The sequence below is a fragment of the Streptomyces sp. NPDC002588 genome, from assembly GCF_040295925.1.
Taxonomy (GTDB): domain Bacteria; phylum Actinomycetota; class Actinomycetes; order Streptomycetales; family Streptomycetaceae; genus Streptomyces.
The window spans coordinates 43,337-68,914 of record NZ_JBEOWF010000020.1; the positions used below are offsets into that span (position 1 = coordinate 43,337).

Annotated in this window: 27 protein-coding genes, 1 tRNA gene and 1 pseudogene; 23 read left to right on the top strand and 6 right to left on the bottom strand. The window is 68.4% G+C overall.

Features of this window, described 5'->3' with window-relative positions:
* Positions 1-238 precede the first annotated feature (238 nt).
* The 6 genes from ABT057_RS23415 to ABT057_RS23440 all read left to right on the top strand — a co-directional run bounded on the left by ABT057_RS23415 (position 239) and on the right by ABT057_RS23440 (position 5,180).
* Positions 239-2,641 (top strand): N-6 DNA methylase, encoded by a 2,403-nt coding sequence (locus ABT057_RS23415; protein ID WP_352345465.1) that lies wholly within the window; start codon positions 239-241, stop codon positions 2,639-2,641.
* A complete protein-coding gene (locus ABT057_RS23420) occupies positions 2,638-2,934 on the top strand; it encodes a hypothetical protein (RefSeq protein ID WP_352345467.1) in 297 nt (98 codons plus the stop codon). Before ABT057_RS23415 ends, ABT057_RS23420 begins: the two co-directional genes overlap by 4 nt.
* 453 nt (positions 2,935-3,387) lie before the next feature.
* The gene (locus tag ABT057_RS23425; protein WP_352345469.1) at positions 3,388-3,774 is read left to right on the top strand and encodes a type II toxin-antitoxin system RelE/ParE family toxin; all 387 of its coding nucleotides are present in this window, start codon (positions 3,388-3,390) and stop codon (positions 3,772-3,774) included.
* Entirely contained in the window at positions 3,771-4,109 is a 339-nt protein-coding gene (locus tag ABT057_RS23430) for an XRE family transcriptional regulator (protein ID WP_352345471.1), read from the top strand. The genes ABT057_RS23425 and ABT057_RS23430 overlap by 4 nt, the downstream gene beginning before the upstream one ends.
* Positions 4,110-4,551: 442 nt before the next feature.
* Positions 4,552-4,773, top strand: a complete 222-nt coding sequence (locus ABT057_RS23435; protein ID WP_352345473.1) for a type II toxin-antitoxin system VapB family antitoxin — start codon at positions 4,552-4,554, stop codon at positions 4,771-4,773.
* Positions 4,770-5,180: a PIN domain-containing protein gene (locus ABT057_RS23440; RefSeq protein ID WP_352345475.1), complete on the top strand. Its 411-nt coding sequence runs from the start codon at positions 4,770-4,772 to the stop codon at positions 5,178-5,180. Before ABT057_RS23435 ends, ABT057_RS23440 begins: the two co-directional genes overlap by 4 nt.
* 75 nt (positions 5,181-5,255) lie before the next feature.
* On the opposite strand, the gene ABT057_RS23445 is transcribed toward ABT057_RS23440, so the two are convergent.
* Both ABT057_RS23445 and ABT057_RS23450 read right to left on the bottom strand, forming a co-directional pair.
* Complete coding sequence (locus tag ABT057_RS23445) at positions 5,256-7,280, bottom strand: hypothetical protein (RefSeq protein WP_352345477.1); 2,025 nt, start codon at positions 7,278-7,280, stop codon at positions 5,256-5,258.
* Positions 7,281-7,284: 4 nt separating this feature from the next.
* Positions 7,285-7,698 carry a hypothetical protein gene (locus ABT057_RS23450; protein ID WP_352345479.1) on the bottom strand — a complete coding sequence of 138 codons (414 nt, stop codon included), beginning with the start codon at positions 7,696-7,698 and terminating at the stop codon, positions 7,285-7,287.
* Positions 7,699-8,511: 813 nt separating this feature from the next.
* Here ABT057_RS23450 and ABT057_RS23455 point away from each other — a divergent pair.
* From ABT057_RS23455 to ABT057_RS23470, 4 genes are all read left to right on the top strand, one after another.
* Entirely contained in the window at positions 8,512-8,757 is a 246-nt protein-coding gene (locus tag ABT057_RS23455) for a hypothetical protein (protein ID WP_352345623.1), read from the top strand.
* Complete coding sequence (locus ABT057_RS23460) at positions 8,667-8,894, top strand: ATP-binding response regulator (protein WP_352345629.1); 228 nt, start codon at positions 8,667-8,669, stop codon at positions 8,892-8,894. Before ABT057_RS23455 ends, ABT057_RS23460 begins: the two co-directional genes overlap by 91 nt.
* Positions 8,895-8,960: 66 nt before the next feature.
* The gene (locus tag ABT057_RS23465; protein ID WP_352345481.1) at positions 8,961-9,284 is read left to right on the top strand and encodes a LuxR C-terminal-related transcriptional regulator; all 324 of its coding nucleotides are present in this window, start codon (positions 8,961-8,963) and stop codon (positions 9,282-9,284) included.
* Positions 9,285-9,471: 187 nt separating this feature from the next.
* Entirely contained in the window at positions 9,472-9,891 is a 420-nt protein-coding gene (locus tag ABT057_RS23470) for a flagellar basal body-associated FliL family protein (RefSeq protein WP_352345483.1), read from the top strand.
* Between the two features lie 377 nt (positions 9,892-10,268).
* Here the strand turns inward: ABT057_RS23470 and ABT057_RS23475 are convergent, their stop codons facing one another.
* On the bottom strand, positions 10,269-10,553 hold the full coding sequence (locus ABT057_RS23475; protein ID WP_352345485.1) for a hypothetical protein: 285 nt from the start codon (positions 10,551-10,553) through the stop codon (positions 10,269-10,271).
* Here ABT057_RS23475 and ABT057_RS23480 point away from each other — a divergent pair.
* The 4 genes and pseudogenes from ABT057_RS23480 to ABT057_RS23495 all read left to right on the top strand — a co-directional run.
* On the top strand, positions 10,540-11,088 hold the full coding sequence (locus ABT057_RS23480) for a DUF4232 domain-containing protein (protein ID WP_352345487.1): 549 nt from the start codon (positions 10,540-10,542) through the stop codon (positions 11,086-11,088). The genes ABT057_RS23475 and ABT057_RS23480 overlap by 14 nt on opposite strands.
* Before the next feature lie 274 nt (positions 11,089-11,362).
* Entirely contained in the window at positions 11,363-11,644 is a 282-nt protein-coding gene (locus ABT057_RS23485; protein WP_352345489.1) for a hypothetical protein, read from the top strand.
* On the top strand, positions 11,641-12,039 hold the full coding sequence (locus ABT057_RS23490) for a PIN domain-containing protein (RefSeq protein ID WP_352345491.1): 399 nt from the start codon (positions 11,641-11,643) through the stop codon (positions 12,037-12,039). The genes ABT057_RS23485 and ABT057_RS23490 overlap by 4 nt, the downstream gene beginning before the upstream one ends.
* A gap of 265 nt (positions 12,040-12,304) precedes the next feature.
* Positions 12,305-12,547: pseudogene (locus ABT057_RS23495) on the top strand (tyrosine-type recombinase/integrase); the annotation flags it as partial.
* Positions 12,548-12,596: 49 nt separating this feature from the next.
* Here ABT057_RS23495 and ABT057_RS23500 read toward each other — a convergent pair.
* Positions 12,597-12,670, bottom strand: a tRNA-Gly gene (locus tag ABT057_RS23500).
* A 513-nt stretch (positions 12,671-13,183) separates the two neighbouring features.
* On the opposite strand from ABT057_RS23500, the gene dcd reads away from it, so the two are divergent.
* From dcd to ABT057_RS23520, 4 genes are all read left to right on the top strand, one after another.
* Positions 13,184-13,759, top strand: a complete 576-nt coding sequence (gene dcd / locus ABT057_RS23505) for a dCTP deaminase (protein ID WP_352345493.1) — start codon at positions 13,184-13,186, stop codon at positions 13,757-13,759.
* 7 nt (positions 13,760-13,766) lie between these two features.
* Positions 13,767-14,279, top strand: a complete 513-nt coding sequence (locus tag ABT057_RS23510; RefSeq protein ID WP_352345495.1) for a phosphoribosyltransferase — start codon at positions 13,767-13,769, stop codon at positions 14,277-14,279.
* A gap of 65 nt (positions 14,280-14,344) precedes the next feature.
* Entirely contained in the window at positions 14,345-15,076 is a 732-nt protein-coding gene (locus ABT057_RS23515; protein WP_352345624.1) for a ferritin-like domain-containing protein, read from the top strand.
* A 432-nt stretch (positions 15,077-15,508) separates the two neighbouring features.
* Positions 15,509-16,003 (top strand): lamin tail domain-containing protein, encoded by a 495-nt coding sequence (locus ABT057_RS23520; RefSeq protein WP_352345497.1) that lies wholly within the window; start codon positions 15,509-15,511, stop codon positions 16,001-16,003.
* A 200-nt stretch (positions 16,004-16,203) separates the two neighbouring features.
* Here ABT057_RS23520 and ABT057_RS23525 read toward each other — a convergent pair whose 3' ends face one another.
* On the bottom strand, positions 16,204-17,229 hold the full coding sequence (locus ABT057_RS23525) for a Yip1 family protein (RefSeq protein WP_352345499.1): 1,026 nt from the start codon (positions 17,227-17,229) through the stop codon (positions 16,204-16,206).
* A gap of 276 nt (positions 17,230-17,505) precedes the next feature.
* Positions 17,506-19,773 carry a (Fe-S)-binding protein gene (locus tag ABT057_RS23530; RefSeq protein ID WP_352345501.1) on the bottom strand — a complete coding sequence of 756 codons (2,268 nt, stop codon included), beginning with the start codon at positions 19,771-19,773 and terminating at the stop codon, positions 17,506-17,508.
* A gap of 219 nt (positions 19,774-19,992) precedes the next feature.
* Between ABT057_RS23530 and ABT057_RS23535 the strand changes: the two genes are divergently transcribed.
* The 5 genes from ABT057_RS23535 to ABT057_RS23555 all read left to right on the top strand — a co-directional run bounded on the left by ABT057_RS23535 (position 19,993) and on the right by ABT057_RS23555 (position 25,413).
* Positions 19,993-21,138, top strand: coding sequence for an MraY family glycosyltransferase (locus tag ABT057_RS23535; protein WP_352345503.1), 1,146 nt, complete (start codon positions 19,993-19,995; stop codon positions 21,136-21,138).
* Between the two features lie 95 nt (positions 21,139-21,233).
* Positions 21,234-23,072: a molecular chaperone DnaK gene (gene dnaK / locus ABT057_RS23540; RefSeq protein WP_352345505.1), complete on the top strand. Its 1,839-nt coding sequence runs from the start codon at positions 21,234-21,236 to the stop codon at positions 23,070-23,072.
* Positions 23,069-23,734, top strand: a complete 666-nt coding sequence (grpE, locus tag ABT057_RS23545) for a nucleotide exchange factor GrpE (RefSeq protein WP_352345507.1) — start codon at positions 23,069-23,071, stop codon at positions 23,732-23,734. The genes dnaK and grpE overlap by 4 nt, the downstream gene beginning before the upstream one ends.
* A gap of 45 nt (positions 23,735-23,779) precedes the next feature.
* Positions 23,780-24,955, top strand: a complete 1,176-nt coding sequence (gene dnaJ / locus ABT057_RS23550) for a molecular chaperone DnaJ (RefSeq protein ID WP_352345509.1) — start codon at positions 23,780-23,782, stop codon at positions 24,953-24,955.
* Between the two features lie 5 nt (positions 24,956-24,960).
* Positions 24,961-25,413, top strand: coding sequence for a heat shock protein transcriptional repressor HspR (locus tag ABT057_RS23555; RefSeq protein ID WP_352345511.1), 453 nt, complete (start codon positions 24,961-24,963; stop codon positions 25,411-25,413).
* Positions 25,414-25,578 lie beyond the last annotated feature (165 nt).

Here is a 25,578-nt window from a genome sequence, read left to right on the forward strand (position 1 = left end):
TGCACATCTCGAAGTGTTAACCCTCATGCATCCTCGGGCCGCAAACCGGTGTCGGCGGCGAGGATAGAGACCGGCAATATGCATAATCGTGGCGTCTTTCTTTTGGCTCGCTCCCTGGCGTGCCAAGTGTAGCGATCTGAGTACTTGAAGTACTCATAGGACACCAGCGCGACGACCAGCCTAGGCTCATGCCCAACGAACGGCCATCCAGGGCTACTTCGAAGGGACAGGACGTGGCATGAAGAACAGCACGGGCATGCTGGACGGCGATCGCCTTCTGACGCGTACGGAGATCGCGGCCATGGCAGGCGTGACACGCGTGGCGGTCACCACATGGGAGAGGCGGGCGGCGGATTTCCCCACCCCCCGGCGTACCGCTGGTCAGGACTACTTCAACGAGGCCGAGGTCCTCGGCTGGCTCGACGGAAGACGGGTGCCGTCGCACCGCCGGGCACCGGGGGAGGGCGAGCGCACCACCTACGGGGACCGGGCGCGGCGGCACGGGCCGGGCACCTCCGTCGCACAGGAGGGGACAGCGCGACAGCACGCCGGGCTCACGCCAGCTCCCAGGGAAAGGCCGGATCCACGGGATGGCGAGATCGTCCGCAAGCTCATGGGGCCCCTGGCCGAGCGGGTGGGAGGTGCGGACCAGGCGGTCGCCTATCTGAGCCTGCTTGCCGCGTTGCTCTTCCTGCGGGAGACGAGGCCGGGTTGCTGGCAGAAGGTGCAGGCGTATGTCACGACCGGTGCCGAGCCGCGGTCCAGCATCGCCCTGCTCAAGCTTGTCGGCTCGGAAACGGATGCGGTGCTTCGCGGCATGGGATCGCTGCCCGAGATGCAGGATGCACTCGCTCGCCTGGAGCCCCGGCGGTTCCAGGACCTCGCGCAGGTCGTCCGACTGGTTGGTGCGCTCGGCCCTCATGCCTTCCAGCTGTTCATCGAGGACTACGAGGAGCGCGCGCAGCTGCGCAGCCGGGAGTTCTTCACACCGCTCCCGGTGGCGCGCCTGATGGCGGCGTTGGGACTGGCGGCCAGGAAAAGCTCCCCGAGCAGCGTGTACGACCCGTACTTCCGTGGTGGGGAACTCCTCGGCGCGGCAGCCGACACCGCCATGTGGGCGAGACGCAGGCCCGGCGCCGCCGACGCTCCATTGCCCAGGCTGCTGGGACAGACGCCGAAGCGGGTGACGTTGTCGTTGGCCAGCATGGGCCTGGCGTTGCGCGGAGTCCCGTTCGCCCTCCAGCTGAAGACCCGCGGGCGGCCCTGGGAGGAGAAGTGGCCCCAGGAGCCGGTTGATCTGGTTCTCACCAACCCGCCCTTCAATATGAAGGACACCTCGCAGGAGACCACGCGCACCGGGCACTGGCCCTATGGGGCTCCTCCGGTAGGCAACGACAACCTTGCCTATCCCCAGTACGCCTTGTCCGTCCTGGCCGAGGGCGGGCGCGCGGCGGTGGTCATGCCGAACAAGGCGGGCAACTCCGGGAACGCGGCGGAGCGGGCGATCCGTCGGGCACTGGTGGAGCAGGGTGTCGTGGAGTGCGTTGTCGCGCTGCCCGACAAACTCTTCTCCGGCACCTCGGTACCCGTGTGCGTGTGGCTGCTGCGGCACCCGGCCGACGCCGGGGACCATGTCCTGTTCCTGGATGCGCGTGACCTGGGCGTCATGCGGCGCGGCGGGCGGAGGGTGCTCGCCTACGACGACGTCCAAGCCGTCCTCGACTCGTACCTGGCTCTCAGCCCGCGGGAAGGACCTGCCCGACCGGACGACCCTGCTCCGGCGACCGTACCCGGCGCGCGCGTCGACAGGGAGGCGCTGCGCCGCAACGACTACTCGCTCAATCCGATCGACCACATCGGCCGGTCGTCGGCCCTGGACTCCGGCACGGCCGGTATGGCGGAGGCGGAAGCCTGGGCCGAGGTGTCGTGGCTGAGGGAGAGATGCGCCGACCTGGACGAGCGCACCGTCGGCCTGCGCGCCGAGCTGGAGACCGACCGGGTGCGTCAGGCGCCTCGGCGCAGGGCCACGCTTGCGGAGTTGTGTGAGATCCAGACCGGCCCGTCGCACGCGCTGCTGGCGCCGCGGGACCGGACTCCGTACGGCGTGGTGCCGGTCGTCTTCCCCAAGCACCTGCGGGACGGGCGGGTGACCGACAGCGCCGACGAGCGCGTCTCGCCGGAGCTCGCAGAACGGCTGACGCGCTACCGGCTCGTGCCAGGTGACATCGTCTGTGTCCGCTCGGGAGCCATGGGGCCGCCGGCCATGGTGTGGGGGGACCAGACGGGGTGGCTCATGAGCTCCAACGTGATCAGGCTCCGCTGCCGCCACGACGCCGGGGTCCTGCCCCACTACCTGCTCGCCGTGCTGAGCCGTCCGGACGCCGTGAACTGGGTCAGGGATCGAGCGGCCGCCACTGCGGCTCCGTTCATCACCAAGGACGCACTGGGACGCCAGGAAGTCCTGCTTCCTCTCCTCGACGTGCAGCAGGAGATCGCCGAACTGCTGATGCTCCTCGGGGAGCGGTCCGATGCCCACCGGGAACTGGCGGCAGCCATCACCCAGGCACGAGGGCTGCTTCTCGACCAGCTGACGAGCGCCTCGCCCTCCTCTCGAGACAGCGAAAGGAAGCCCCGATCATGACCACCACCGACCCCGCGCGCCTGTCCCGGTCCGTCGCCTGGGCACTCTGGCTTCTGGTTATCGTGCTCTTCTCCACGCTGGTCGCAGTGTGCGTTGCCGCTCTGAAGCACGCGACCGGCACGGGCATCGCTGACTTGATCCTTTACGCGGGGGGCGCATTCGGTACGACGGCAGGGCTGTGCTTCGCCGCGGTGGGAGCAGTTACGACACTACGGAACTGGACTGCGACGGACGACCACCGGAACCTGCCAGGTGCATCGGCCGACACGAACCGGCCTACTGGCTCTGGCTGATGGCGGGCTGGGCCGGTGTCCCGCCCATGGATGGTGAAGAGCGACACTCAACCCGCTCTTGACAACAAACAAACCCCAGGCCGCTGACCTGGGGTTTCTCTCAAGAGCGGGTGACGAGAATCGAACTCGCGCTCTCAGCTTGGGAAGCTGCGATCATTTGGGACCGGTCCAGGCGCTGACCGGGGTGAACGGCCGTGGCGCGGCTTCGTCGGCTCGGTCGCTTTCACCGTGGTTCCCCGCTGTTCCCCGCTCGATCTGGTGCGCTTGTGGTGCGCTCCGCTCCGGTCTCGTCAAACCGGCCGCCGGCCCTCCCGACGAGCGCCTACGTCCGCCTCGCGGCCTACCCATATGGGCCCCGCAACGAGCGCGGCCTGTCCGAGCCCGCCGGCATCTGGTCCGAGCATTGGCCCTGAGTCCGCAGATCACCGCGGCGAGGTTAACGCTTGCATTAACATGACGGCCGTGGCTCAATGGGAAGTGGTCCTTGTCGGGGAGGTCGCGGCGTGGTTCGAGGCACTGGCCGAAGAGGACTGGGACAGCGCTGAACAGGTAGAAGACGCTATCGACATGCTGGCGGCCACGGGCCCAACGCTCGGCCGTCCACTGGTCGATCGAATCAAGGGTGCTGAGAATCATCACCTGAAGGAGTTGAGGCCAGGATCATCCGGGAGTAGCGAGATCCGCATCCTCTTCGCCTTCGATCCGGTGCGCCGGGCAGTATTGCTGGTGGCCGGTGACAAGGCCGGGAACTGGCAGCGTTGGTACGACATCAACATTCCGCTTGCTGAGGAGCGGTACCGGACACATCTGGCCGATCTTGAAACCAGGGAGTACGAATGAGCACCGTTAGCTGGGAGGAAACCAAGCGCAAGGCGCGCGAGCGGCGTGCGGCCGCCCGGTTGCCGGTGCGGTCAGCTCAGGAGAAGCAAGCGGCCATGGACCGGCTGACCGCCGAAGTGCGTGCTCACAAGCTCGCGGAGGTCAGGCGTGAACAGGCGCTGACTCAGCGCCAAGTGGCCGCGTCGATGGGGGTCTCAGCACCTCGGGTTTCCGCGATCGAGCACGGTGAACTGGATCGCGCGGAGGTCGCGACACTCCGGGCCTACGTGGAAGCGCTGGGCGGTCGACTGCGCGTAGTTGCAGACTTCGGGGACGCTGAGTACACCGTCGCCTGAGACGCTTGTTACCAGAGGTTGTGGAGTTGAGTCCAGCAGCGACCAACGCTCCAACAGGAAGGCCCAGGTCTTTGACCTGGGCCTTCCTGTTGGAGCGGGTGACGAGAATCGAACTCGCGCTCTCAGCTTGGGAAGCGACGGCGCTTGCATGGCCGGACGGCTGCTGACCTGCGCGGTTTCGTCCTGTCGGCACCGTTGTGCGGGTCTGATCACACCGCTGTCGACCGTGGTTGTCCGCTCCTACGGGCACGCTCTGGGCACGGGCACCACCAGCGGCCGAGTCGTACGTGTGCGCGGCGCTTCGCACCGACCGGCGCACATCGCCTGCCGGCTGCTCTGGAGTGGCCATTGCGACTGAAGATCCGACACTCAGACGTGCCGTCGTCGATGTTGGTGACGTATTCTTCTATGTACATCACCAACATTGTGCGGGAGGTGCCACATGTCTGTGACCCAGATCGACATCGATGACGACGCCCTGGAACGCGCCATGGCCCTGGCCAAGGTCAGGACCAAGAAGGAGGCGGTCAATCTCGCTCTGCACTTCTATGCCGAGCAGCAGGAGCGTGCGGCGCGTATCAGCCGTCACTTCGAGCGTGCGCGTGAGTGGGGTGCCGTCGAGGATGCCGAGCGCCTGCATCGGGCGGAGAAGCACATCCGGTGATCTACTTGCTCGACACGTCCGGCCTGGTCCGGCTGCTCCGCGATGCAAAACTGCAATCGGCCTGGTACGACGCGATCGATGCTGAGGCCATCGCATCCTGCTACGTGCAACGCACCGAGTTTCTCCACAGCGCCCGGAACGGACGCGAGTACGACGAGATCGCGGAGATGTTCACCGATCTCTACCCTGACGTGTCGGTGCCGAAGAACGCGGGGCGCTGGATCGGCGCGGTGCAACACCGTATGGCCCAGGCCGGGGAGCATCGAAGTGCCTCGGCGGTGGATTTCGTGATCGCTGCCACCGCGGCACACCACGGCTTGGCCGTCCTCCACGACGACGCCGACTACCGTGCCATCGCCCGGCACGCGTCCGACCTGACCGAGCACAACGTCCACGACATCGCTTAAGGCGCCTTGCCGCCCGACAGGTACAGTGCGTGGCGGCCGGGGCTCGCCCCGCCTTCTCCTGTGCGGCGAGGATCTCTACATGAGGGTTTTGTCAGACGTCTGGTCCTCGTCCGCCTGCTCCTGAGCAGCTTGTCTGTTGAAGTCGTACGTGTCCGCCCAGGTGGCCAGCTTGCGGTCGCTCCGGTCGAGTCTCCGCCGCAGCTCCGCGATCTGTGCGTCGTCCCAGCCGTCCCTTTCGACGAGGCTGCGTCCCCCTTCATCGACGGGGATGACTGCCATGGCTTCCACTGCTTTCGTCAACTCTTCGACCTTCGCTCGCACGTCCGCCCAGTGGCGACTCGCCGCTGTGAAGCCAGCGGCTGAGGGAAAGTCCGTGGTCGACTCGCCGTTGTAAGCGTGGCGTACCAGGGCATCGGTCAGTTCGCGCGGCTCGCCCCCGGATGAGAAGACCCGCGCCCCCTTTTCATCGACCTCGTAAAGTCTCTCACCGCGCCGGCCGGCCCGTACGACCTCGTACGCCTGATGAACGCCGCGGCTACGGGACAACATGGCGCGCAGGACGGTCGCCGGGCTGCGGTCGTCCTCGTAGCCAGTCCCCCCGAATACTTCACGCTGCAACGCCATGGGATCCGCGACCGCCATGTAGTAGCAAGCCTTCACCGCCAGTTCGGTCTGTGCCGACCCGAGTTCTCCGTTGTCACCGAGTCCGTACTCCACTTCCTCCAGGGCATCGTCACGCAGACGCTCCAGCGACGCATCATCGTGGGCCGTCCCCTCCAGCCGCAGATCGGCCGTCAGGTGCTGGTCGATCTCCTTCAGTCTGTAGGCGCGTTGGAGGACCGCGCGGCGCGGCCGGACAAACTGAACAAGATCGTTCATCTCGGTGCGGTACGGGCGGATGATCAACTCGACGGCGATGTCAACCCGGTCCTCTCGCGTGGGCTTCTGCTTGGCGGTCAGGGAGCGGATGCCGTCGTTGACGCGCCGTCTGGCGCTACTGCCCAGCACGGCGCGGAGGAGCTCCGCTGCCCGGACGTCGCGGTGCGGGCTGAAACCTTCGTTGATGGCCTCCTCATGGGTTACCGCCCCGGCGAACCACTGCTTCTCAAGCTCGGTGATGCGGGCGGGCCGGGCACGCGTGGGCTGGGCGAGGGTGTCGAGCACGGCGTCGGCCTTGGCTTCGTTCTCCACCGCCGAGCCGTAGGGCTTCGGAGGGCGGATGTGGGTCAGGCCGATGAAGTTCCGGACGGCGGTGTGGAAGGGGAGGTTCGTCCGCTCGTTGGGCCGGAACCCGATCACCACACGGGTGGGCACGGTAAGGACGCGGACCTTCTGCTGCTCCGAGTCGCTGAGGTTCTCCCAGCCCAGCTTCTGGACCAGCCGGATCCACCGGTTGACCTCTCTCCGGAACAGTCGGCTGTCGCTGCTCCACTCGTACGCGACCTTCGAGGGTGCGTAGCCGAGGAGATCGTGCACCGCGCTGATACGGCTCGAGCCGTCGGCCGCGATCAGCAAGGGAGCCGAACGGTATCCGTCGCGGTGACGCACCGTCATAGGGACGACGGTGAGAGGCTGCAGCACGCCATCCACTGCGACGTCCTCACCGAGCGGATTCTCCTTGGCCAGCCGACCCTGGGCATCCTCCAGGCGCTGTGCGAGCGTACTGGGGCTGTCCACCAGGATCTCCAGCTCCGCGAGTCCCTCCCGGCTCGTTGTCGGCTCGGGCAGCACGCGTAGGTTCACGGCTGCCCCGCCCAACGCGTAGCTTCGGCGGCCGTACTCCCGGGGATTGGCCGGGTGTGGCACCACGGCAGCGGACCACAGGCGAGTCTCGACGATGAGCAAAGTGCCACCCTGAACCCGTAGTTCGGCCGGATCAGTCAGCTTCCGTCGCAGCTCGTCCGGTCGTACGGCCGCATGGGAGAGGACGCGGACGACCCCATCGGTGAATCCTCGGCTGGAGAGAGCGGCGGCCAAGTTGTCAACCGCGGCGACGCGGGGCAGGGGCCACTTCGCGGGCTGCCACCCGCCCTCCATGTCGACGGCGGAGACGTTGGCCGATCCCGAGTCGGATGACGCCACGGGGGCACTGGCGTTCATGGAATCACCAACCATGTGTCGCCTCAGCGATCCTGTCCGCCAGGAGCAGTGCGCTGTGCGCCTGTTCTCGGAGTGCCTCATGCTTCGTGAGTTCGTCGAGCTCCGCGGAGCGGGAGACCTGTGCGGCGTGGTCGCTGAGCGCTGCGCGGACTTGGTACCAAGCTTCCCGGCTCTGCGGCACCGTCACCAGGTTGGTACCGCCGACGTCGAGGGAGGCGGCTTCGTGGTCGGGTTGCCGTTCCACGATGCCGACCCAGTGGACGGCCAGCCGGCCGAGGGTGACCCCATCGTCGAGTTGCGCGTCGGGTGTCGTGTCGGCTGAGCATTCCGCGGCGGCCTGTTGAAGGACATCCGTGATCAGGAAGATCTCGTCCCCTGCGAGCGTGATCGAGACTGCGTCTGGTTGGCGCGTGGGCATGGAACAGCACTCCAGGTGAGCCGGGGCCGATGCGGGGCATCGGCACGTCTGCGTCTGTCTGTCGGACGCGAGCGCCCGACCGAGCGAGAGCGCGGACATGCAAGCCGCCGACCTCCACCCGTGTCGATCCGCGGCGTAGTTGCTCCGGGATGTCTGGTGCCGTCGAGCCACACGCCGACCGTCTGAAGGCAGGCAAGACGTGACCGTCGTGCCTCCTGCACGGGAAGCGGCCCGGCTGCTCGACTCGACCAACTACCTCCGGCCGAGGAGCCGTTCCACACAACGCGAGGACATCGAGCAAGTCGCTCAAGGTGCAGAATGTATCCGCGTCATCACCATGCGTGCAAGAATTTTCCTCTTGTCGCAGAAGAGGACTCTGTCCTCAGCGATAGGGGGCCGCGGTCCGTCGGGGACCGGACTCCGGAACAACTGTGTGATCGTCGTCGCCGACGCGTTGGGCTGCTTGTCATCCTGGATGTGCTGCATCCGGATCACACTGCGTCCACGAGGCGATCACGGCTGAGGGGCTCCTGATCTCGTCGCCGCTTCTGCTGGCCGAACTCGATGATGTCGCCACACGTGGAACTCGGCTTCGAGGCCCGCCTCGGCGCACGACGGCATTGCCCTGCTCGATGCGTCGAGGCCGTGTCGCCATGCGAAATCAAGGGAGACCGCTGGGGTGCCGTCCAGTCCGTCCATGTCCGATGCAGCGTTGCTGAACGTCACGGTTGACAGCAAGGGGCAGCGGGTCAGCCGCTTGCAGTCGCGGACGAACTCACCGTTCTGCGGGTCGTGCAGGAGAGTCTGACCAATGTGCTGCGGCACGCCGGTGCCGGCGCGGAGGTCACGATCAGCCTGAGGTTCGACGAGTACGTGGTGGTGATCGGTGTGGTCGACGACGGAGCCGGCAAGCTGGCCGGCCCCGGCCCGCTGCGGACCTGGGCACCGGCGGGAACGGCCTGGTGGGCATGCGGGAGCGTGTGGAGGTGTCCGGCGGTAGGTTCACCGCCGGGCCGCGCCTGGGTGCGGGTTGGCAGGTCGACGCGAAGCTGCCGGTGAGCCGACAGGCCGACAAGCCGGCAGTGCTGGCGGGCACCAAGGCGGATGTCGTCATCGTGGACATCCGCATGCCCGTCATGGACGGAGTGGAGGCGATCAAGCGGCTCAGCCGACTCCCGGATCGACCATGGGTATGAGGACGCCTTCGCCGCGCTGCAGGCCGGAGCGAGCGGCTTCCTGCTGAAGAACACCTTGCCGGAGTTGTGGCGGCGATCCGTGTCGTGGCGGCCGGCGAGTCCGTCGTGGCCCCGCGCATCACCCGCCGGCTCCTGGACCGGTTCGCGGGCAAGATGGCGCCTTCGTCCCGCCCTGACGAGCGGCTGGATCTGCTGACCGGACGCGAACGAGAGGCCCTCGAGCTGATCGCCGAGGGCCTGTTCAACAACGAGATCGCCTCCCGGCTGTTCATCGCGGAGGCGATCGTGAAGGCCCGCTTTGGAAAGATCCTCACCAAACTGGCCCTGCGCGACGGGGTGCAGGCCGTCATCTTCGCCTACGACTCCGGCCTCGTGGCCCCCGCGGGCTGACCGCCACCGGCGGGAGGAGGCCGGACTGCGACTGTGGTCGTAGTCTCGCCTTCCCCTCCGGTTGCAGGGGCACGGCGCGGAGATCAGGTTCTGAGCCGATGTGCCGAGCTGCCCGGTCTTCGAGAATTGACCGTGTTGATCGACGAACGGTCGACAAACAACTCGGAAGAAATTCCCGGAGGTCGTCATGACTGTTGCTGCAAGCCCCCGCAAGAACAAGGGAATTGTTTTCGGCGCGGTTGCGCTGCTCCTTTCCGCGGTGGTCGCGGCGGGGGCCGGATACTTCTGGTGGCAGGAGCGCAACGAGCCCAGCCAGGCGTCCAAGGCCGACTGCGAGATGGCGCAGCAACTGGTCGACTCCGCGAAGGACATCCCCAGCGACAAGGCAGGCATCGAGAAGTGGGAGAGGACTGCGCAGCAGGGCAGGGCGCAGCTCAAGGACGGATACCTCGCCGCCCCCATCTCGAATTACCACTCGCTGGCGGCCATGAAGGCGAAGGGCGAGGCAACCCCGACCAACAAGCGGGTGCTGCAGCTGTCGGACCAGGCCAACGAGCACTGCGCGGACGCCCTTGTCACGCTCAAATTCCCTCCGCTTGCCTCTTGACGCTGTCGCGGGAAGGGAATGGGAATCCATGGCCATGACGCAGGGAACGGAAATGCTCGCGACCAGTGTTGAGGGCATCGCCGCGGCCGTTGATCTGGTGAAAACCTATCAACGGGGCGGGACGGAAATAAGGGCACTGGACCATGTGACAGTCGGTGTCGCCCGGGCGCGGTTCACGGCCTCGCGGGCCCCTCGGGCACCGAGAAGGGTGTACCCGCCCATGGACTCCGGGTCCCCGGTGTTCAGGGGCGTCATCGCCGATCATCCTTCCCGGCGCCTGCCTGCCTCACGGGGATCACAGTAGGGCCTGCCGCCCTGGAAACGGAGCCGCGCCTGTCACGCATCGGTGTCCCTGTGCCCCTGAGCCGTGCGATGGGTCAACCGTCCAGGTGAGGGCTCAACTCCTGGCCGTCCAAGCCGATGTCGAAGTCGATGTCGAAGTGCGCCGAACTGTTCATGCGTGACCGTTTCGCCAGAGCCGACGGTCTCGTCAGCCGCCCCCACGGTCCTCCATTCCATTCCGCGTTCATGGCGCGCACTTCCGGCGCGCCCTCGCACACCACACGCAGCACGACCAGGACAAGACCGACCGGCACAGCCCACAAACAGAAGATCATCTTCCCGATATTGGGAGAAAGTAGTCCACTCATGCGTATCGCCACTCGTTTCGTCTCCCGCGCAGCCGCCTCCTCCATGGTCGTCGCCGCCGCCCTCGCGCTCGTCGGCTTCCAGGCCGCCGAGCAGACCGCCTCCGCCGCCACCAAGAAGGCCCCCTCGGCCGTCACCTGCACCACGGCGAACACCAAGCTGACCGTCACCAAGGTGTCCCGTCCGATCAACCACCTGCTGCTCAAGGCCACCAACACGGGCAGCAGGACCTGCTACGCCTACTACGCCCCCTACCTGAGGGCCGGCGCCGACGCCCAGGCGCCGCTGGCGTGGGCCGAGGAAAGCACGCCGCAGGCCGTGGTGACGCTCGAGCCCGGCCAGTCCGCGTACGCGGGCATCACAACGTCCACCCCCGACGGCGAAGGGGGCACCAAGGCGAAGACCCTCGGCGTGTACTTCACCAACAAGAAGGCCAACGGGACCAACAAGGAGAAGACCCTGAAGCTGCCGAAGGGCGGTGTCTTCTTCAACAGCACCGCCACCGTCACCTACTGGCAGGACAACGCGAAGGACGCCCTCTTCTGGTAGCCGCCCCGGCGTCCCACGACACAGCCGCCGTCCGGCCGCACCGGGCGTCCCGCCTTCACCGGGGGCGCGGTGCCGCCGACGGCGATGACACAGTGGGCGACCCCCGAATTGGACTAGACAATAACCACGGGCCGCCCCGAGCGGAGATCAGCTGTTGAGGCGGCGTTGCGGCTGCATGGCACGCACCAGCCTCCGGCACTGGATTCCTCCTCATCCGGTCCGAATCCCGTGCGCTTGCCACCCGCTATGCCATTTTCAATGGCATACACGAAGCGTGACTGATGACGACGTGGACTTCCTGCCTGGCGACGGCCCCACCAGCGGTATCTCCGTCACGCTGACCGCCGGAACTCTGCAGGCAATCCGTGAGCGGGTCGGCAAGCGGGGCGTCTCGGCCTACCTGGAGAAGGCGGCCCAGCGGCAGATCGAGCGGGACAACCTGGACGAGCTGATCGCGGACTTCGACAAGGTGCACGGCCCGGCCGACCCCGAGGCCGTGGCGGCCAAGCGTGCCCGGCTGACCGGCGGCGCTACAAATGCTGGGTCGGCCGCGTGAGCGGTGCCCTGGTCCTGGGCAGCGAGGGCCTGGCGAAGGCCGTACAGCGTGATCGGGAAATCCACGAGTGGCTGACGGCGGCTCGCGACGCGGACCTGCCAGTGATCACCTCAGCCGCCGTGCTGGTCGAGGTGATCCACCCGAAGATCAACGACGCCGCACTGAAGTGGACCCTGTCCCGCCTGAGTGTTGAGCCGGTGACCCAGGCCGTCGCGCAATCCGCTGCCGCTTTGCTGCGCGCAGCGGGGCTGCATGGCCACAAATACGCTATCGACGCCATGCTGTGCGCTACTGCCCTGCAGCATCCCGGCCGGTTGACGATCCTGACTTCCGATGTGGAAGACATCGGGCTGCTCACTGCCGAGCATCCACGCGTGAGTGCGGAGAAGGTCTGAGCCGAGGCGTCTTTGGAGACGGCGTTCGCTGTGCGGAGGTCACCATGAAGCTGACCGTGCGGGTTGTTCCGTCGCCGTACCAGGCACACGCACCGTTCGGGCGCGACGACGTCACGGAAACCGAGCCTGAACCACTACTGATCGATGCAGCCAGGGTCGGCTCCGGTGAGCATCAGGGCGGTGATGGCGACGAGTTGGACGGGGTGGCCATGCCACGGCTGATGCGGTGCACCACGTACGGCGTGAAGGGGCGGATGGTGAGGCCGGCGTCACCCTGTCCACCCGATCCGGCGCCACCCTCAAGGACACGATGGTCCGCGCCGGCCAGTCCTCCGAGAAAGCCGCGCTGATCGACCAGCACTCCGACGACGACCGACAGCAGGAAGTTGCAGCCGGTCTCGACGCGACGGTCCGCAAGGCACGCCAGGAAGCTGCGGCCGTGCCGGAACAGCCCACCGCCGCCCCCGACGATCACCCTTCTGGCACGAATCTGGCACGCGGCGAGTGATCGCCGAGCACAACAAAAAGGCCCGGGTCGATGACCTGGGCCTTCTCCATGGAGCGGGTGACGAGAATCGAACTCGCGCTCTCAGCTTGGGAAGCTGATGTTCTACCATTAAACTACACCCGCGTAAGACGCCGGTCAGGGCCGGTGTCCGATCGCCTCGTCACTCTACAACATCCAGGACCCCCGGCGCTGGAGCCCCAGGGGTCCTGGTGCGTTTCAGGGGGTGGGATCCTGCTGCGGCGGGCCGGAGTTGGGGCGTACGGTGGGGGTGCGGAAGAGGGGTCGGGCGGGGTCGGAGTGCCGCCTGGAGGGTCGTCCCGTTCGTCCCGTAATGTGGCTTTCGTTGTCCGGCGAGCAGCAGCCGGACGCGGCTCTTTGGGGAAGGGACTCTAGGACTTGATGGAGCGCACCGTCGTCCGTTGTGCCGATGGGCACGTGTTCAGTACCGCTACGTTCCCGATGCAGCAGGCGGAGCGGCTCGGCCCGGGCCGGCTCGTCCGGTGTCCGCGATGTGCCCGGCTCCGCAGTGCGGTGCCGGTGATTCTCGAGAAGCGGTAGGGCAGCAGGCAGCAGCGGTCTGACGCGCGGAGTCGTCCTGATTGCGGGGGCTCCGCGCGTCTTGCGTATCCTCGGGGCGTGCTTCTCTCAGACAAGGACATCCGGGCCGAGATCGACGCCGGGCGGGTACGGATCGATCCCTACGACGAATCCATGGTGCAGCCGTCCAGCATCGACGTACGTCTCGACCGCTACTTCCGGGTGTTCGAGAATCACCGCTACCCCCACATCGATCCCTCGATCGAGCAGGTGGACCTCACCCGGCTGGTGGAGCCGGAGGGGGACGAGCCGTTCATCCTGCACCCCGGGGAGTTCGTCCTCGCGTCGACGTACGAGGTCATCACGCTGCCCGACGATCTTGCCTCGCGGCTGGAGGGGAAGTCCTCGCTGGGGCGGCTCGGGCTCGTCACCCACTCGACCGCCGGCTTCATCGACCCGGGCTTCTCCGGTCACGTCACCCTCGAGCTGTCCAACCTCGCCACGCTCCCGATCAAGCTCTGGCCCGGTATGAAGATCGGACAGCTGTGTATGTTCCGGCTGAGCTCGCCGACCGAGCACCCGTACGGCAGCGAACGGTACGGCTCCCGCTACCAGGGGCAGCGCGGCCCCACCGCCTCCCGGTCCTTCCTCAACTTCCACCGGACGCAGGTGTGAGCGCCATATGAGCAGTCCTGTGCGGGAGAACCTGACGTACGAGCAGTTCGGCGTCGCGGTGCGCGAGCTGGCACAGGCCATCGCCGACGACGGGTACGTCCCCGACGTCGTCCTCAGCATCGCCCGCGGCGGTGTCTTCGTGGCCGGCGGGCTCGCCTACGCCCTCGACTGCAAGAACATCCACCTGGTGAATGTTGAATTCTATACAGGTGTGGGAACCACCCTCGAGATGCCGGTCATGCTCGCGCCCGTCCCCGACGTGATCGACTTCTCCGAGAAGAAGGTCCTCATCGCCGACGACGTCGCCGACACCGGCAAGACCCTGAAGCTGGTGCACGACTTCTGCCGCGACGCGGTCGCGGAGGTCCGCTCCGCCGTCATATACGAGAAGTCGCAGTCCCTGGTGAAGTGCGAGTACGTCTGGAAGCGCACCGACGACTGGATCAACTTTCCGTGGAGTGTGCTGCCTGTGGTGCGTAGGTCGGGGGAGCCGGTCACGCCGTCTCGAGAGGCGCTCTGAGCTGCTTCGTGGCCCGGGGGACGTCGGACGGTCCGCAGCGGAACAGATCGGCGGTGGGCAAGGCGGTGCGTACGGGCGGCTTCGCCGAGTGGACCAGGCGGTTCGAGGACGAACGCGAGCGCAGGCGTGCCCAGGGGGATCCGGACTGGGGGCGGAGCGCGACGCAGCATCCGGCGGTGTGGGCCAGCATCCAGCGCTTCCAGGTCGGCGAGGACGGTGACGGCGCCAACCTCGTCCGCAAAGCGGACCTGGCCGGCGACGCCGACTACGGTCGGGCGGTCCGGCTCTTCATCGCCGAGGAACAGAACCATGCCCGGCTGCTTGCCCGGCTGCTGGCCGCGGGGGGCATACCGACGCTGACCGGACACTGGAGCGACGCGGTCTTCGTACGGCTGCGGCGTCTCATGGGGCTCCGCATGGAGCTGCTGGTGCTGATGATCGCGGAAGTGGTGGCGCTGCGTTACTACCGGGCCCTGCGTGACGGCACCGACGACTCGCTCACCGCGGATGTGGCGGGGCGGATCCTGTCGGACGAACAGCGCCACGTCCCGTTCCACTGCGAACGACTGCACGCCTCCCTGGCCGGGCTGCCCCGCGCGACGCGCCACCCGGTGATGGCCCTGTGGCGACTTCTCCTGCTCGTGGTCTCCCTCGTCGTCGCCGCCGACCACGGGAAGGCACTGCGCCGACTCGGCGTCGGGCGTCTGCGATTCGTGGTCGATGTCATGGCCTCGTCCCACCCGGTGGTCTCCGCGGTGCTGGTGCCCCGCCCGGACGCGTGGACGAGCGCGGGCTGACGACAGCCTGCTTGCCGACGCCGGTTCGGCGATCGTTTCCGCGGTACTACCCCGCGTCGTTGTTACTCGTGTCATCCGAGGCAGCCGGACGGTGACCCGCATCACCTCTCTGTTGCTCACTTTCGGGTGACGGGTCGGAGCGGGGTGGGGTGGCGCGGGGTGGCGGTCGGCGGGAGGTGTTCAGACGCCCCTTGGGTTCATGGTCGACAGGGGCGTCAACTTCGTGCATCAGTCGCATAAATGGACGCTGCATCCGAGAGTCACGGAAATATGGGCAATAGGTAACACGATTCGCGTTTCCCCCCTGCTTTCTCCACGGGGTGGACAGAGTGTGGGTGTGCGGCCGACCGGCCGCCACCGCACACCGCACCGACTCCCGGTAGGGCCGGAGGGGCCGTACCCGGGAGGTGCCCGTACCCGCAGGGGGACCCTTTGTCCGCTTCCGCTTCTGTCTCCGCCCGTCGTCTCACCGCAGCCGCCCTCGCGGCCGGCGCCCTGGTCGGAGCGGTGGCGCTGCCGGCGTCCGCGTCCGACCACGTCCGGCCGGACCGCACGCGGGTGGAGATCTCGGCCGTGCACCACGCCTCGCCGGGCCGCGGCGACCGCTCCTACCGCGAGCTGAACAAGGAGTGGGTGGAACTCACCAACACCAGGCGCCAGTCGGTCAACCTCGACGGCTGGACCCTCGAGGACGAGGACGGCCGTACCTACACCTTCGACCACTACCGTCTGGAGGGCCGGGCCACGGTCCGCGTCCACACCGGCCAGGGCCGTGACAGCCGCACGGACCTCTACCAGGACCGCCACAACTCGGTCTGGGACCGTCGCTCCGACACCGTCACCCTGCGCAACGACCACGGTCGTGTCATCGACCAGGAGTCCTGGGGGTACGAGCGTCACCACCGCGGTGGCGGCTTCCGTCGCTGACCCGCTCGGCACGGCGGGCCGCGCGGGTGACGGCTGAGTAGAACGCACCTTCGCTCACCTGCGCGGGCGACGCGGCCGACACGGACGGCACAGGCGACGCGGGCAACAGAAGAGGGGCTCCCGTCCGGTGACGGGAGCCCCTCTCCGTGGGCCTGCGCGGGCCCGCGCGGGCCTGCGCGGGCCTGATCGACAGATGTCTGTCAGAACGTGCCGAGCTTCACGATCGACAGCAGCGCGATCAGCTGGATCGCGGACGCGCCCAGCGCCTTCGGCCAGGGCAGGTCGTGGGAGCGGCTGACCATCAGCGTCAGCAGCGCGCCGGCCGCCACCCAGGTGGCCCAGCCCAGCAGCTGCACGAACGCCGCGTCGCCGCCGAAGAACATCGCCACGACCAGGCGCGGGGCGTCCGTGAGGGACATGATCAGCATCGAGAGGCCGACCGTGGGCTGCCACGCGCCGTCGCCGCCGAGCTGGCGGGCCAGGGTGTGGGTGACCACGCCCAGGACGAGGGAGCTCAGCACCATCGCCACGGCCGTCGTCAGGACGATCGGGATGGCGTTGGACAGGGTGGCGTTTATCGCGTCCGTGCGGGTGTCGTCGAAACCGAAGACCGCGAGCAGGCCGTAGAGGAAGGTGACGATGAGGGCGGGGCCCCACATCGTGTAGTCCCGCATCTGCAGGAAGGTCTGGTTGGGGGACACGATGATGCCCCGCAGCAGGTCCTTCCAGTGCAGCCGCGGCCCGATCGGGCCCGAGGGGGCCGAACCCGCGTGGTACGTCTCGCCGCGGCCGTAGTCCTGCCCGCCGGGGCCGCTCTGACCGCCCTGCCCGTACGGGGCGTGGTCGTCGATCGAGAACGCCTGGGTGTGTCCCGGGTTGTTGGCCGCGTACGGGTCCGGGGTGCCGGGGCCGGGCGGGTAGCCGCCGTCGCCGAAGTACTCCGGTTCACCGCCGCCCTGGCCGCCGTTCGCCTGGGGCCAGCCGCCCCCGTTCGAACCGCCGTACGGCGGCTGCTGTCCGCCACCGCGGTACTGCGGCCGCGTCTGCGTCGGCGGGTACGGCTGCTGCGCCGGCGGATAGCCGTACGACGGCCCCGGGGCGTGCCCGGACTGCCCCGGCTGCCCCGAGGGCCGCTGGGGCGCCTGCCGCCCGTTCGGAGAGTGTTGCGGTCGCGCTTGCGGGGCGCGGTCGTCCCGGCCGCCGCGTCCGATCCTGAATCCAGCCACGTCCTCGAACGTACCTGGTTCCGGAGAGTGACGTGCGGGCTCGGCCGCCCGCGTGCGCCTTTGCTGCTGAGCTGTGACATCCCCTAGGCGGCCACCGGACATCCTCCGCCCGATCCCCTAGGGGGACACCCCAGTTGAGATCAGGGGCACGATCGGCGCCCTGCCCGAACGCCGTTTCCCGGCCGTTTCGCGGGCGAGGTGCGGACGAGCACGCGCGACGCCCCGGGCCCGTGTGCCGGGCCTCGGGGCGTCGTCGGTCGTGGGGGGAGGGAGCGGCTACTTCACCGGCTCCGGCTCCGGCTCGCTCTCCGCCTCCGCGGAGTCCTCCGGGTCCATCGGGGTCCTGACGGACTCCAGCAGCAGCTGGGCGACGTCCACGACCTGGATGGACTCCTTGGCCTTGCCGTCGTTCTTCTTGCCGTTGACCGAGTCGGTCAGCATGACGAGGCAGAACGGGCAGGCCGTCGAGACGATGTCGGGGTTGAGGGAGAGGGCCTCGTCGACACGCTCGTTGTTGATGCGCTTGCCGATCCGCTCCTCCATCCACATCCGCGCGCCGCCGGCGCCGCAGCAGAAGCCGCGCTCCTTGTGGCGGTGCATCTCCTGCTGGCGCAGGCCCGGGACGGCGGTCATGATCTCGCGCGGCGGCGTGTAGATCTTGTTGTGGCGGCCCAGGTAGCAGGGGTCGTGGTAGGTGATGATGCCCTCGACCGGGGTGACGGGGATCAGCTTGCCCTCGTCCACCAGGTGCTGGAGCAGCTGGGTGTGGTGGATGACCTCGTAGTCGCCGCCGAGCTGCGGGTACTCGTTGCCGATGGTGTTGAGGCAGTGCGGGCAGGTGGCGACGATCTTCTTCGCCGACTTCGGCTTCTTCGTCTCCGGGTCGTCGTCGTCCTCGCCGAAGGCCATGTTCAGCGCGGCCACGTTCTCCATGCCGAGTTCCTGGAACAGGGGCTCGTTGCCGAGGCGGCGGGCGGAGTCACCGGTGCACTTCTCGTCGCCGCCCATGATCGCGAACTTCACGCCCGCGATGTGGAGCAGTTCGGCGAACGCCTTGGTGGTCTTCTTCGCGCGGTCCTCGAGGGCGCCCGCGCAGCCGACCCAGTACAGGTACTCGACCTCGGAGAGGTCCTCGATGTCGCGGCCGACGACCGGGATCTCGAAGTCGACCTCCTTCGTCCACTCCAGGCGCTGCTTCTTGGCGAGGCCCCAGGGGTTGCCCTTCTTCTCCAGGTTCTTGAGCATCGTGCCCGCCTCGGACGGGAAGCTGCTCTCGATCATGACCTGGTAGCGGCGCATGTCGACGATGTGGTCGACGTGCTCGATGTCCACCGGGCACTGCTCGACACAGGCGCCGCAGGTGGTGCAGGACCACAGGACGTCCGGGTCGATGACGCCGTTGTCCTCGGCGGTGCCGATCAGCGGGCGCTCGGCCTCGGCCAGCGCCGCCGCCGGGACGTCCTTGAGCTGCTCCTCGGACGCCTTCTCCTCGCCCTCCACGGTCTTGCCGCCGCCCGCGAGCAGGTAGGGCGCCTTGGCGTGGGCGTGGTCCCGCAGGGACATGATCAGCAGCTTGGGGGAGAGGGGCTTGCCGGTGTTCCAGGCGGGGCACTGCGACTGGCAGCGGCCGCACTCGGTGCAGGTGGAGAAGTCCAGCAGGCCCTTCCAGGAGAACTGCTCGACCTGGGAGACGCCGAAGACGTCGTCGTCACCGGGGTCGGTGAAGTCGATCGGCTTGCCGCCGGAGGTCATGGGCTGGAGCCCGCCGAGCGCGGTCGCGCCCTCCGCCTCGCGCTTGAACCAGATGTTCGGGAACGCCAGGAAGCGGTGCCAGGCCACGCCCATGTTGGTGTTCAGCGAGACCACGATCATCCAGACCATCGTCGTGCCGAGCTTGATCATGGCGGCCAGGTAGACCAGGTTCTGCAGCGTCCCGACGCTCAGGCCCTTGAAGGCCAGGACCAGCGGGTACGAGGCGAAGTACGCAGCCTCGAAGTGGTCCACGTGGTGCAGTGCGCCCTCGAGGCCGCGCAGCACGTAGATGGCCAGGCCGATGGTGAGGATGACGTACTCGACGAAGTACGCCTGGCCCATCTTCGAGCCCGCGAAGCGCGACTTGCGGCCGGGCCGCGAGGGCAGGTTCAGCAGGCGGATGGCCATCAGCGTGACGATGCCGAGGGTGGTCATCGCGGCGATGAACTCGATGTACAGCTCGTACGGCAGGAAGCCGCCGATCACCGGGAGCGTCCAGTCGGCCTGGAAGAGCTGGCCGTAGGCGGTGATGATGGTCGGCGGCAGCGTCAGGAAGCCGATCGCCACGAACCAGTGGGCGAAGCCGACGATGCCCCAACGGTTCATGCGGGTGTGGCCGAGGAACTCCCGGACCAGCGTCACGCTGCGCGCATAGGGGTTGTCGGTCCGGCTGCCGGCGGGCACGGGCTGGCCCAGCTTGAAGTACCGGACGAACTGACCGATGGCGCGTGCGAGCAGCGCCACGCCGACCACGGTCAGGACCAGCGACACGATGATCGCGGCGAGTTGCATGAGGGGGCTCCTCGGGCCTGCGAGGGTCTTCAGGATGTGATTACTAAGCGGTAACTTATGCAGTCCGTCTGAGACTACCCCGTATTCTCCGTCGCACTGTAGCGAGGTGCGGAGTGATCTGAATCGCTCAGGGTCGCCTCAGGAACAGGATCGGATCGGGGAGACGATCCGGACGTGTTATTCGTACCAAATTGGTACATTTGTGACTAATTTATAACCGTGCTCTACGGGATCTCCGCCGCCACCGTCGCCCTCCTGCTCGCCGCCGCCCTCGCCGCGCTGCTGCGCGTGCCCGCCCTGCGCCTGGGGCTGGTCGAACGACGGCAGCGGCAGCGGCGCGTACCGCTGTCCGGGGGCGTCGCGGTCGTCCTCACCACCTGCCTGGTCGCGGTCGCAGGCGACCGGTCCGGTGTCGCCCCGCTGGGCGAGGGGATCGGCACGCTGCTGGCCGCGGCCGCGGGTGTCGCCGTGCTCGGGCTGGTCGCCGACGCCTGGCGGCTCAAGGCGCGCCTCCTGGTGGTCGGTACGGCGGTGGCGGCGTCCTTCGTCGTGCCGTACGGCGACACGGGCGCGTGGGCCGCGGTGGTCGCCGTCGGCTGGATCACCTGTGTGGCGCTCGCCTTCAGGTCCCTCGACCACTCCGACGGGGTGGCCGGCACGGTCGCGGTCGTCACCGCCTTCGGGGCGGCCGCGTGCGCGGCGGCCGAGGTGCTGGACGGCCTGGCCGTGCTGCTGAGCGTCCTCGCGGCCGCGCTGACCGGCTTCCTCATGCACAACTGGCCCCCCGCGCGCGTGGCGCTCGGCGCGTGCGGCTCCCTGTTCGCCGGCTTCCTGCTCGCTGCCGCGGCCGTCACCACGCGCGCGGGGTACGACACGGCCGAGGGGGCGGGCGTGCTGTTCGCCCTCACGGCGGTCGCCGCCGCCGACGCCGTCCTCGTCGTCGTGTCGCGTCGGCGGGCCGGACGGCCCCTGCTGCGCGGCGGCCCGGACCATCTCGCGCACCGGCTGCGGCGGTTGGGCCTCACTCCGCGGGGGGCGGCGGTGTCGATCGGTGTGGCGGCCTTCTCCGGGGTACTCGTCGGGACGCTCGCGCATGCCGGATGGGTGGGGCCGCAGGCGCTGTGGTGGGTGGCGGGCGGGGTCCTGGCGGTCGTGCTCCCGCTGCTGCGGGTTCCGGTGTACGAGGCTTCCGCACGCGCGCGCGGAGGGCGCCGGAATGTCCGTCCGGGTCCGCGCCGGGCGCGCGTGTACGGGCCTCGGCGTCAACCGGAGAGCGATGCACCGACCCCTGAATCGGGTGATCGTCGGCGGGAAGGGTCCGTATCTCCGCAGGTCAGCGCCAGCTTGCGTGTAAGGAACGGATAAGAGTTGAGTGGGTGTGACTCAGGTCTGTTGACCGAGCGGGGGGTGTCGTGCACACTTGAGTCCGTTCCACTCAAGTCAGCTGGAGGAAGATCACCATGGCACGTGCGGTCGGCATCGACCTGGGCACAACCAACTCCGTCGTCAGCGTTCTGGAGGGCGGCGAGCCCACCGTCATCACCAACGCCGAGGGTGCCAGGACCACGCCGTCCGTCGTCGCCTTCGCCAAGAACGGCGAGGTGCTGGTCGGCGAGGTGGCAAAGCGCCAGGCGGTCACGAACGTGGACCGGACCATCCGCTCGGTGAAGCGCCACATGGGCACCGACTGGAAGATCGAGCTCGACGGGAAGCCCTTCAACCCGCAGCAGATCTCCGCGTTCATCCTGCAGAAGCTGAAGCGGGACGCCGAGGCCTACCTGGGCGAGAAGGTGACCGACGCGGTCATCACCGTCCCGGCCTACTTCAACGACTCCGAGCGCCAGGCGACGAAGGAGGCCGGCGAGATCGCCGGTCTGAACGTCCTGCGGATCGTCAACGAGCCCACCGCGGCCGCGCTCGCCTACGGCCTCGACAAGGACGAGCAGATCATCCTCGTCTTCGACCTCGGCGGCGGCACCTTCGACGTGTCCCTGCTGGAGATCGGCGACGGCGTCGTCGAGGTGAAGGCCACCAACGGCGACAACCACCTCGGTGGTGACGACTGGGACCAGCGCGTCATGGACTACCTGGTGAAGCAGTTCCAGGCGGGCCACGGCGTGGACCTCAGCAAGGACAAGATGGCCCTCCAGCGCCTCCGCGAGGCCGCCGAGAAGGCCAAGATCGAGCTGTCCTCGTCCACCGAGACCTCGATCAACCTGCCCTACATCACGGCCTCCGCCGAGGGCCCGCTGCACCTGGACGAGAAGCTCACCCGCGCCCAGTTCCAGCAGCTGACGGCCGACCTGCTGGAGCGCTGCAAGACGCCGTTCCACAACGTCATCAAGGACGCCGGCATCTCGCTCGCCGAGATCGACCACGTCGTCCTCGTCGGCGGCTCGACCCGTATGCCCGCCGTCGCCGAGCTCGTCAAGGAGCTGACCGGCGGCAAGGACGCCAACAAGGGCGTGAACCCGGACGAGGTCGTCGCCATCGGCGCCTCCCTCCAGGCCGGTGTCCTCAAGGGCGAGGTCAAGGACGTCCTGCTCCTCGACGTGACCCCGCTGTCCCTCGGCATCGAGACCAAGGGCGGCATCATGACCAAGCTCATCGAGCGGAACACGACGATCCCGACCAAGCGGTCCGAGATCTTCACCACCGCCGAGGACAACCAGCCCTCCGTCCAGATCCAGGTCTACCAGGGCGAGCGCGAGATCGCGGCGTACAACAAGAAGCTCGGCATGTTCGAGCTGACCGGTCTGCCCCCGGCCCCGCGCGGCGTCCCGCAGATCGAGGTGTCCTTCGACATCGACGCCAACGGCATCATGCACGTGACCGCGAAGGACCTCGGCACGGGCAAGGAGCAGAAGATGACCGTCACCGGCGGCTCCTCGCTGCCGAAGGACGAGGTCGACCGCATGCGCCAGGAGGCCGAGCAGTACGCGGACGAGGACCACCGCCGCCGCGAGGCCGCCGAGGCCCGCAACCAGGGCGAGCAGCTCGTCTACCAGACCGAGAAGTTCCTCAAGGACAACGACGACAAGGTCCCGGGCGAGATCAAGACCGAGGTCGAGGCGGCCGTCACCGAGCTGAAGGAGAAGCTCAAGGGCGAGGACACCGCCGAGATCCGCACGGCGACGGAGAAGGTCGCGGCCGTCTCCCAGAAGCTCGGCCAGGCCCTGTACGCCGACGCCCAGGCCTCGCAGGCCACCGCCGGCGGTTCCGACGAGGCCCCGAAGGCCGACGACGACGTCGTGGACGCCGAGATCGTCGACGACGAGCGCAAGGACGGTGCCGCGTGACGGAGGAGACCCCGGGCTTCGAGGAGAAGCCCGACGTCCCCTCCGGCGCCACCCCTGAAGACGCCGAGCCGAAGGCCGCCCCCTCGAAGGAGGGCGCGGCCCCGGCCGGGGACGCGAACCAGACAGCGGGTCTGGTGGCCCAGCTGGACCAGGTGCGCACCGCGCTCGGCGAGCGCACCGCGGACCTCCAGCGCCTCCAGGCCGAGTACCAGAACTACCGCCGCCGGGTCGAGCGCGACCGGATCGCGGTCAAGGAGATCGCCATCGCGAACCTCCTGACCGAGCTCCTGCCCGTCCTCGACGACATCGGCCGCGCGCGGGAACACGGCGAGTTCGTCGGCGGCTTCAAGTCGGTGGGCGAGTCGCTGGAGACCGTCGCAGCCAAGATGGGCCTGCAGCAGTTCGGCAAGGAGGGCGAGCCCTTCGACCCGACGATCCACGAGGCGCTGATGCACAGCTACGCGCCCGACGTCACCGAGACGACATGCGTGGCGATTCTGCAGCCCGGGTATCGCATCGGCGAGCGCACCATCCGCCCCGCGCGGGTGGCGGTCGCCGAGCCCCAGCCCGGCGCCCAGACCGTGAAGGCCGAGTCCTCGGACGCGGCCCCGGCCGAGCAGCCGGCGGACGACAAGGAGAGCGGTGGCCCGGAAGAGGGCTGAGCTTGAAGCGACCGCCGGAGCGACGCGGAAGGAGGGACGTCGAGGATGAGCACCAAGGACTTCATCGAGAAGGACTTCTACAAGGTCCTCGGCGTCCCCAAGGACGCCACCGAGGCCGAGATCAAGAAGGCGTACCGGAAACTCGCCCGCGAGTTCCACCCGGACGCCAACAAGGGCAACGTCAAGGCGGAGGAGCGCTTCAAGGAGATCTCCGAGGCGAACGACGTCCTCGGTGACCCCAAGAAGCGCAAGGAGTACGACGAGGCACGCGCCCTCTTCGGCAACGGCGGCTTCCGCCCCGGCCCGGGCGCCGGCGGATCCTTCAACTTCGACCTGGGCGACCTCTTCGGAGGCGGCGCCCAGGGCGGGGCGGGCTCCGGCGGCTTCGGCGGCGGCATCGGCGACGTGTTCGGCGGCCTGTTCAACCGCGGCGGCGCCGGCACGACCCGCACCCAGCCGCGGCGCGGCCAGGACATCGACACCGAGGTCACCCTGACCTTCACCGAGGCCATCGAGGGCGCCACGGTCCCGCTGCGGATGTCCTCGCAGTCCCCGTGCAAGGCCTGCTCCGGCACCGGCGACAAGAACGGCACACCGCGTGTGTGCCCGACCTGCGTCGGCACGGGCCAGGTCGCGCGCGGCTCCGGCGGAGGCTTCTCCCTCACCGACCCCTGCCCGGACTGCAAGGGCCGCGGCCTGATCGCCGAGCACCCCTGCCTGGACTGCAAGGGCAGCGGCCGGGCCAAGTCGTCCAGGACGATGCAGGTCCGCATCCCGGCCGGGGTGACGGACGGGCAGCGCATCCGGCTGCGCGGCAAGGGCGCCCCCGGCGAGCGGGGCGGTCCCGCCGGCGACCTCTACGTCGTGGTCCACGTCGGAGCCCACCCTGTCTTCGGCCGCAAGGACGACAACCTGACGGTGACGGTCCCGGTGACCTTCACCGAGGCGGCCCTGGGCGGGGAGGTCAAGGTCCCCACCCTCGGGGGCCCGCCCCTCACCCTGAAGCTGCCGCCCGGCACCCCCAACGGCCGCACCATGCGGGCGCGGGGCAAGGGCGCGGTCCGCAAGGACGGCACCCGCGGCGACCTGCTGGTCACCGTCGAGGTGAGTGTGCCGAAGGACCTGTCGGGGAATGCTCGTGAAGCGCTCGAGGCGTATCGCGAGGCGACCGTGGACGAGGACCCGCGGGCGGACCTCTTCGAGGCCGCGAAGGGAGCTTGAGAGTGATGGACGGCCGGCGGCGTAACCCGTATGAACTGACCGAGGAGACCCCGGTCTACGTCATCTCGGTGGCGGCCCAGCTCTCCGGCCTGCACCCGCAGACCCTGCGTCAGTACGACCGCCTGGGCCTGGTATCCCCCGACCGCACCGCCGGCCGGGGCCGCCGCTACTCGGCCCGCGACATCGAACTGCTGCGCACCGTGCAGCAGTTGTCGCAGGACGAGGGCATCAACCTGGCCGGCATCAAGCGCATCATCGAGCTGGAGAACCAGGTGGCGGCCCTCCAGTCCCGCGTCGCGGAACTCCAGGACGCCCTGGACGGCGCGGCCGCGGCGATGCAGCAGCGCGAGGCGGCGGTCCACGCCTCCTACCGCCGCGACCTGGTCCCGTACCAGGAGGTCCAGCAGACGAGCGCGCTGGTGGTGTGGCGGCCCAAGCGGCAGCAGCCGTCGGACTGACCGACGGACACGCATCGTTGCGCAGGGGCCCGGGGGATTCTCCGGGCCCCTGCGCACATGCCTCGGGCCGGGGTGCCGGCCGGGTGGTGCCGGCCGTGAGGGGTGCCGCCGGGTCCGGATTTCCGGAACTCCTCCGGATGGAGGGTCCGTAAGGAGTGTTTGGAT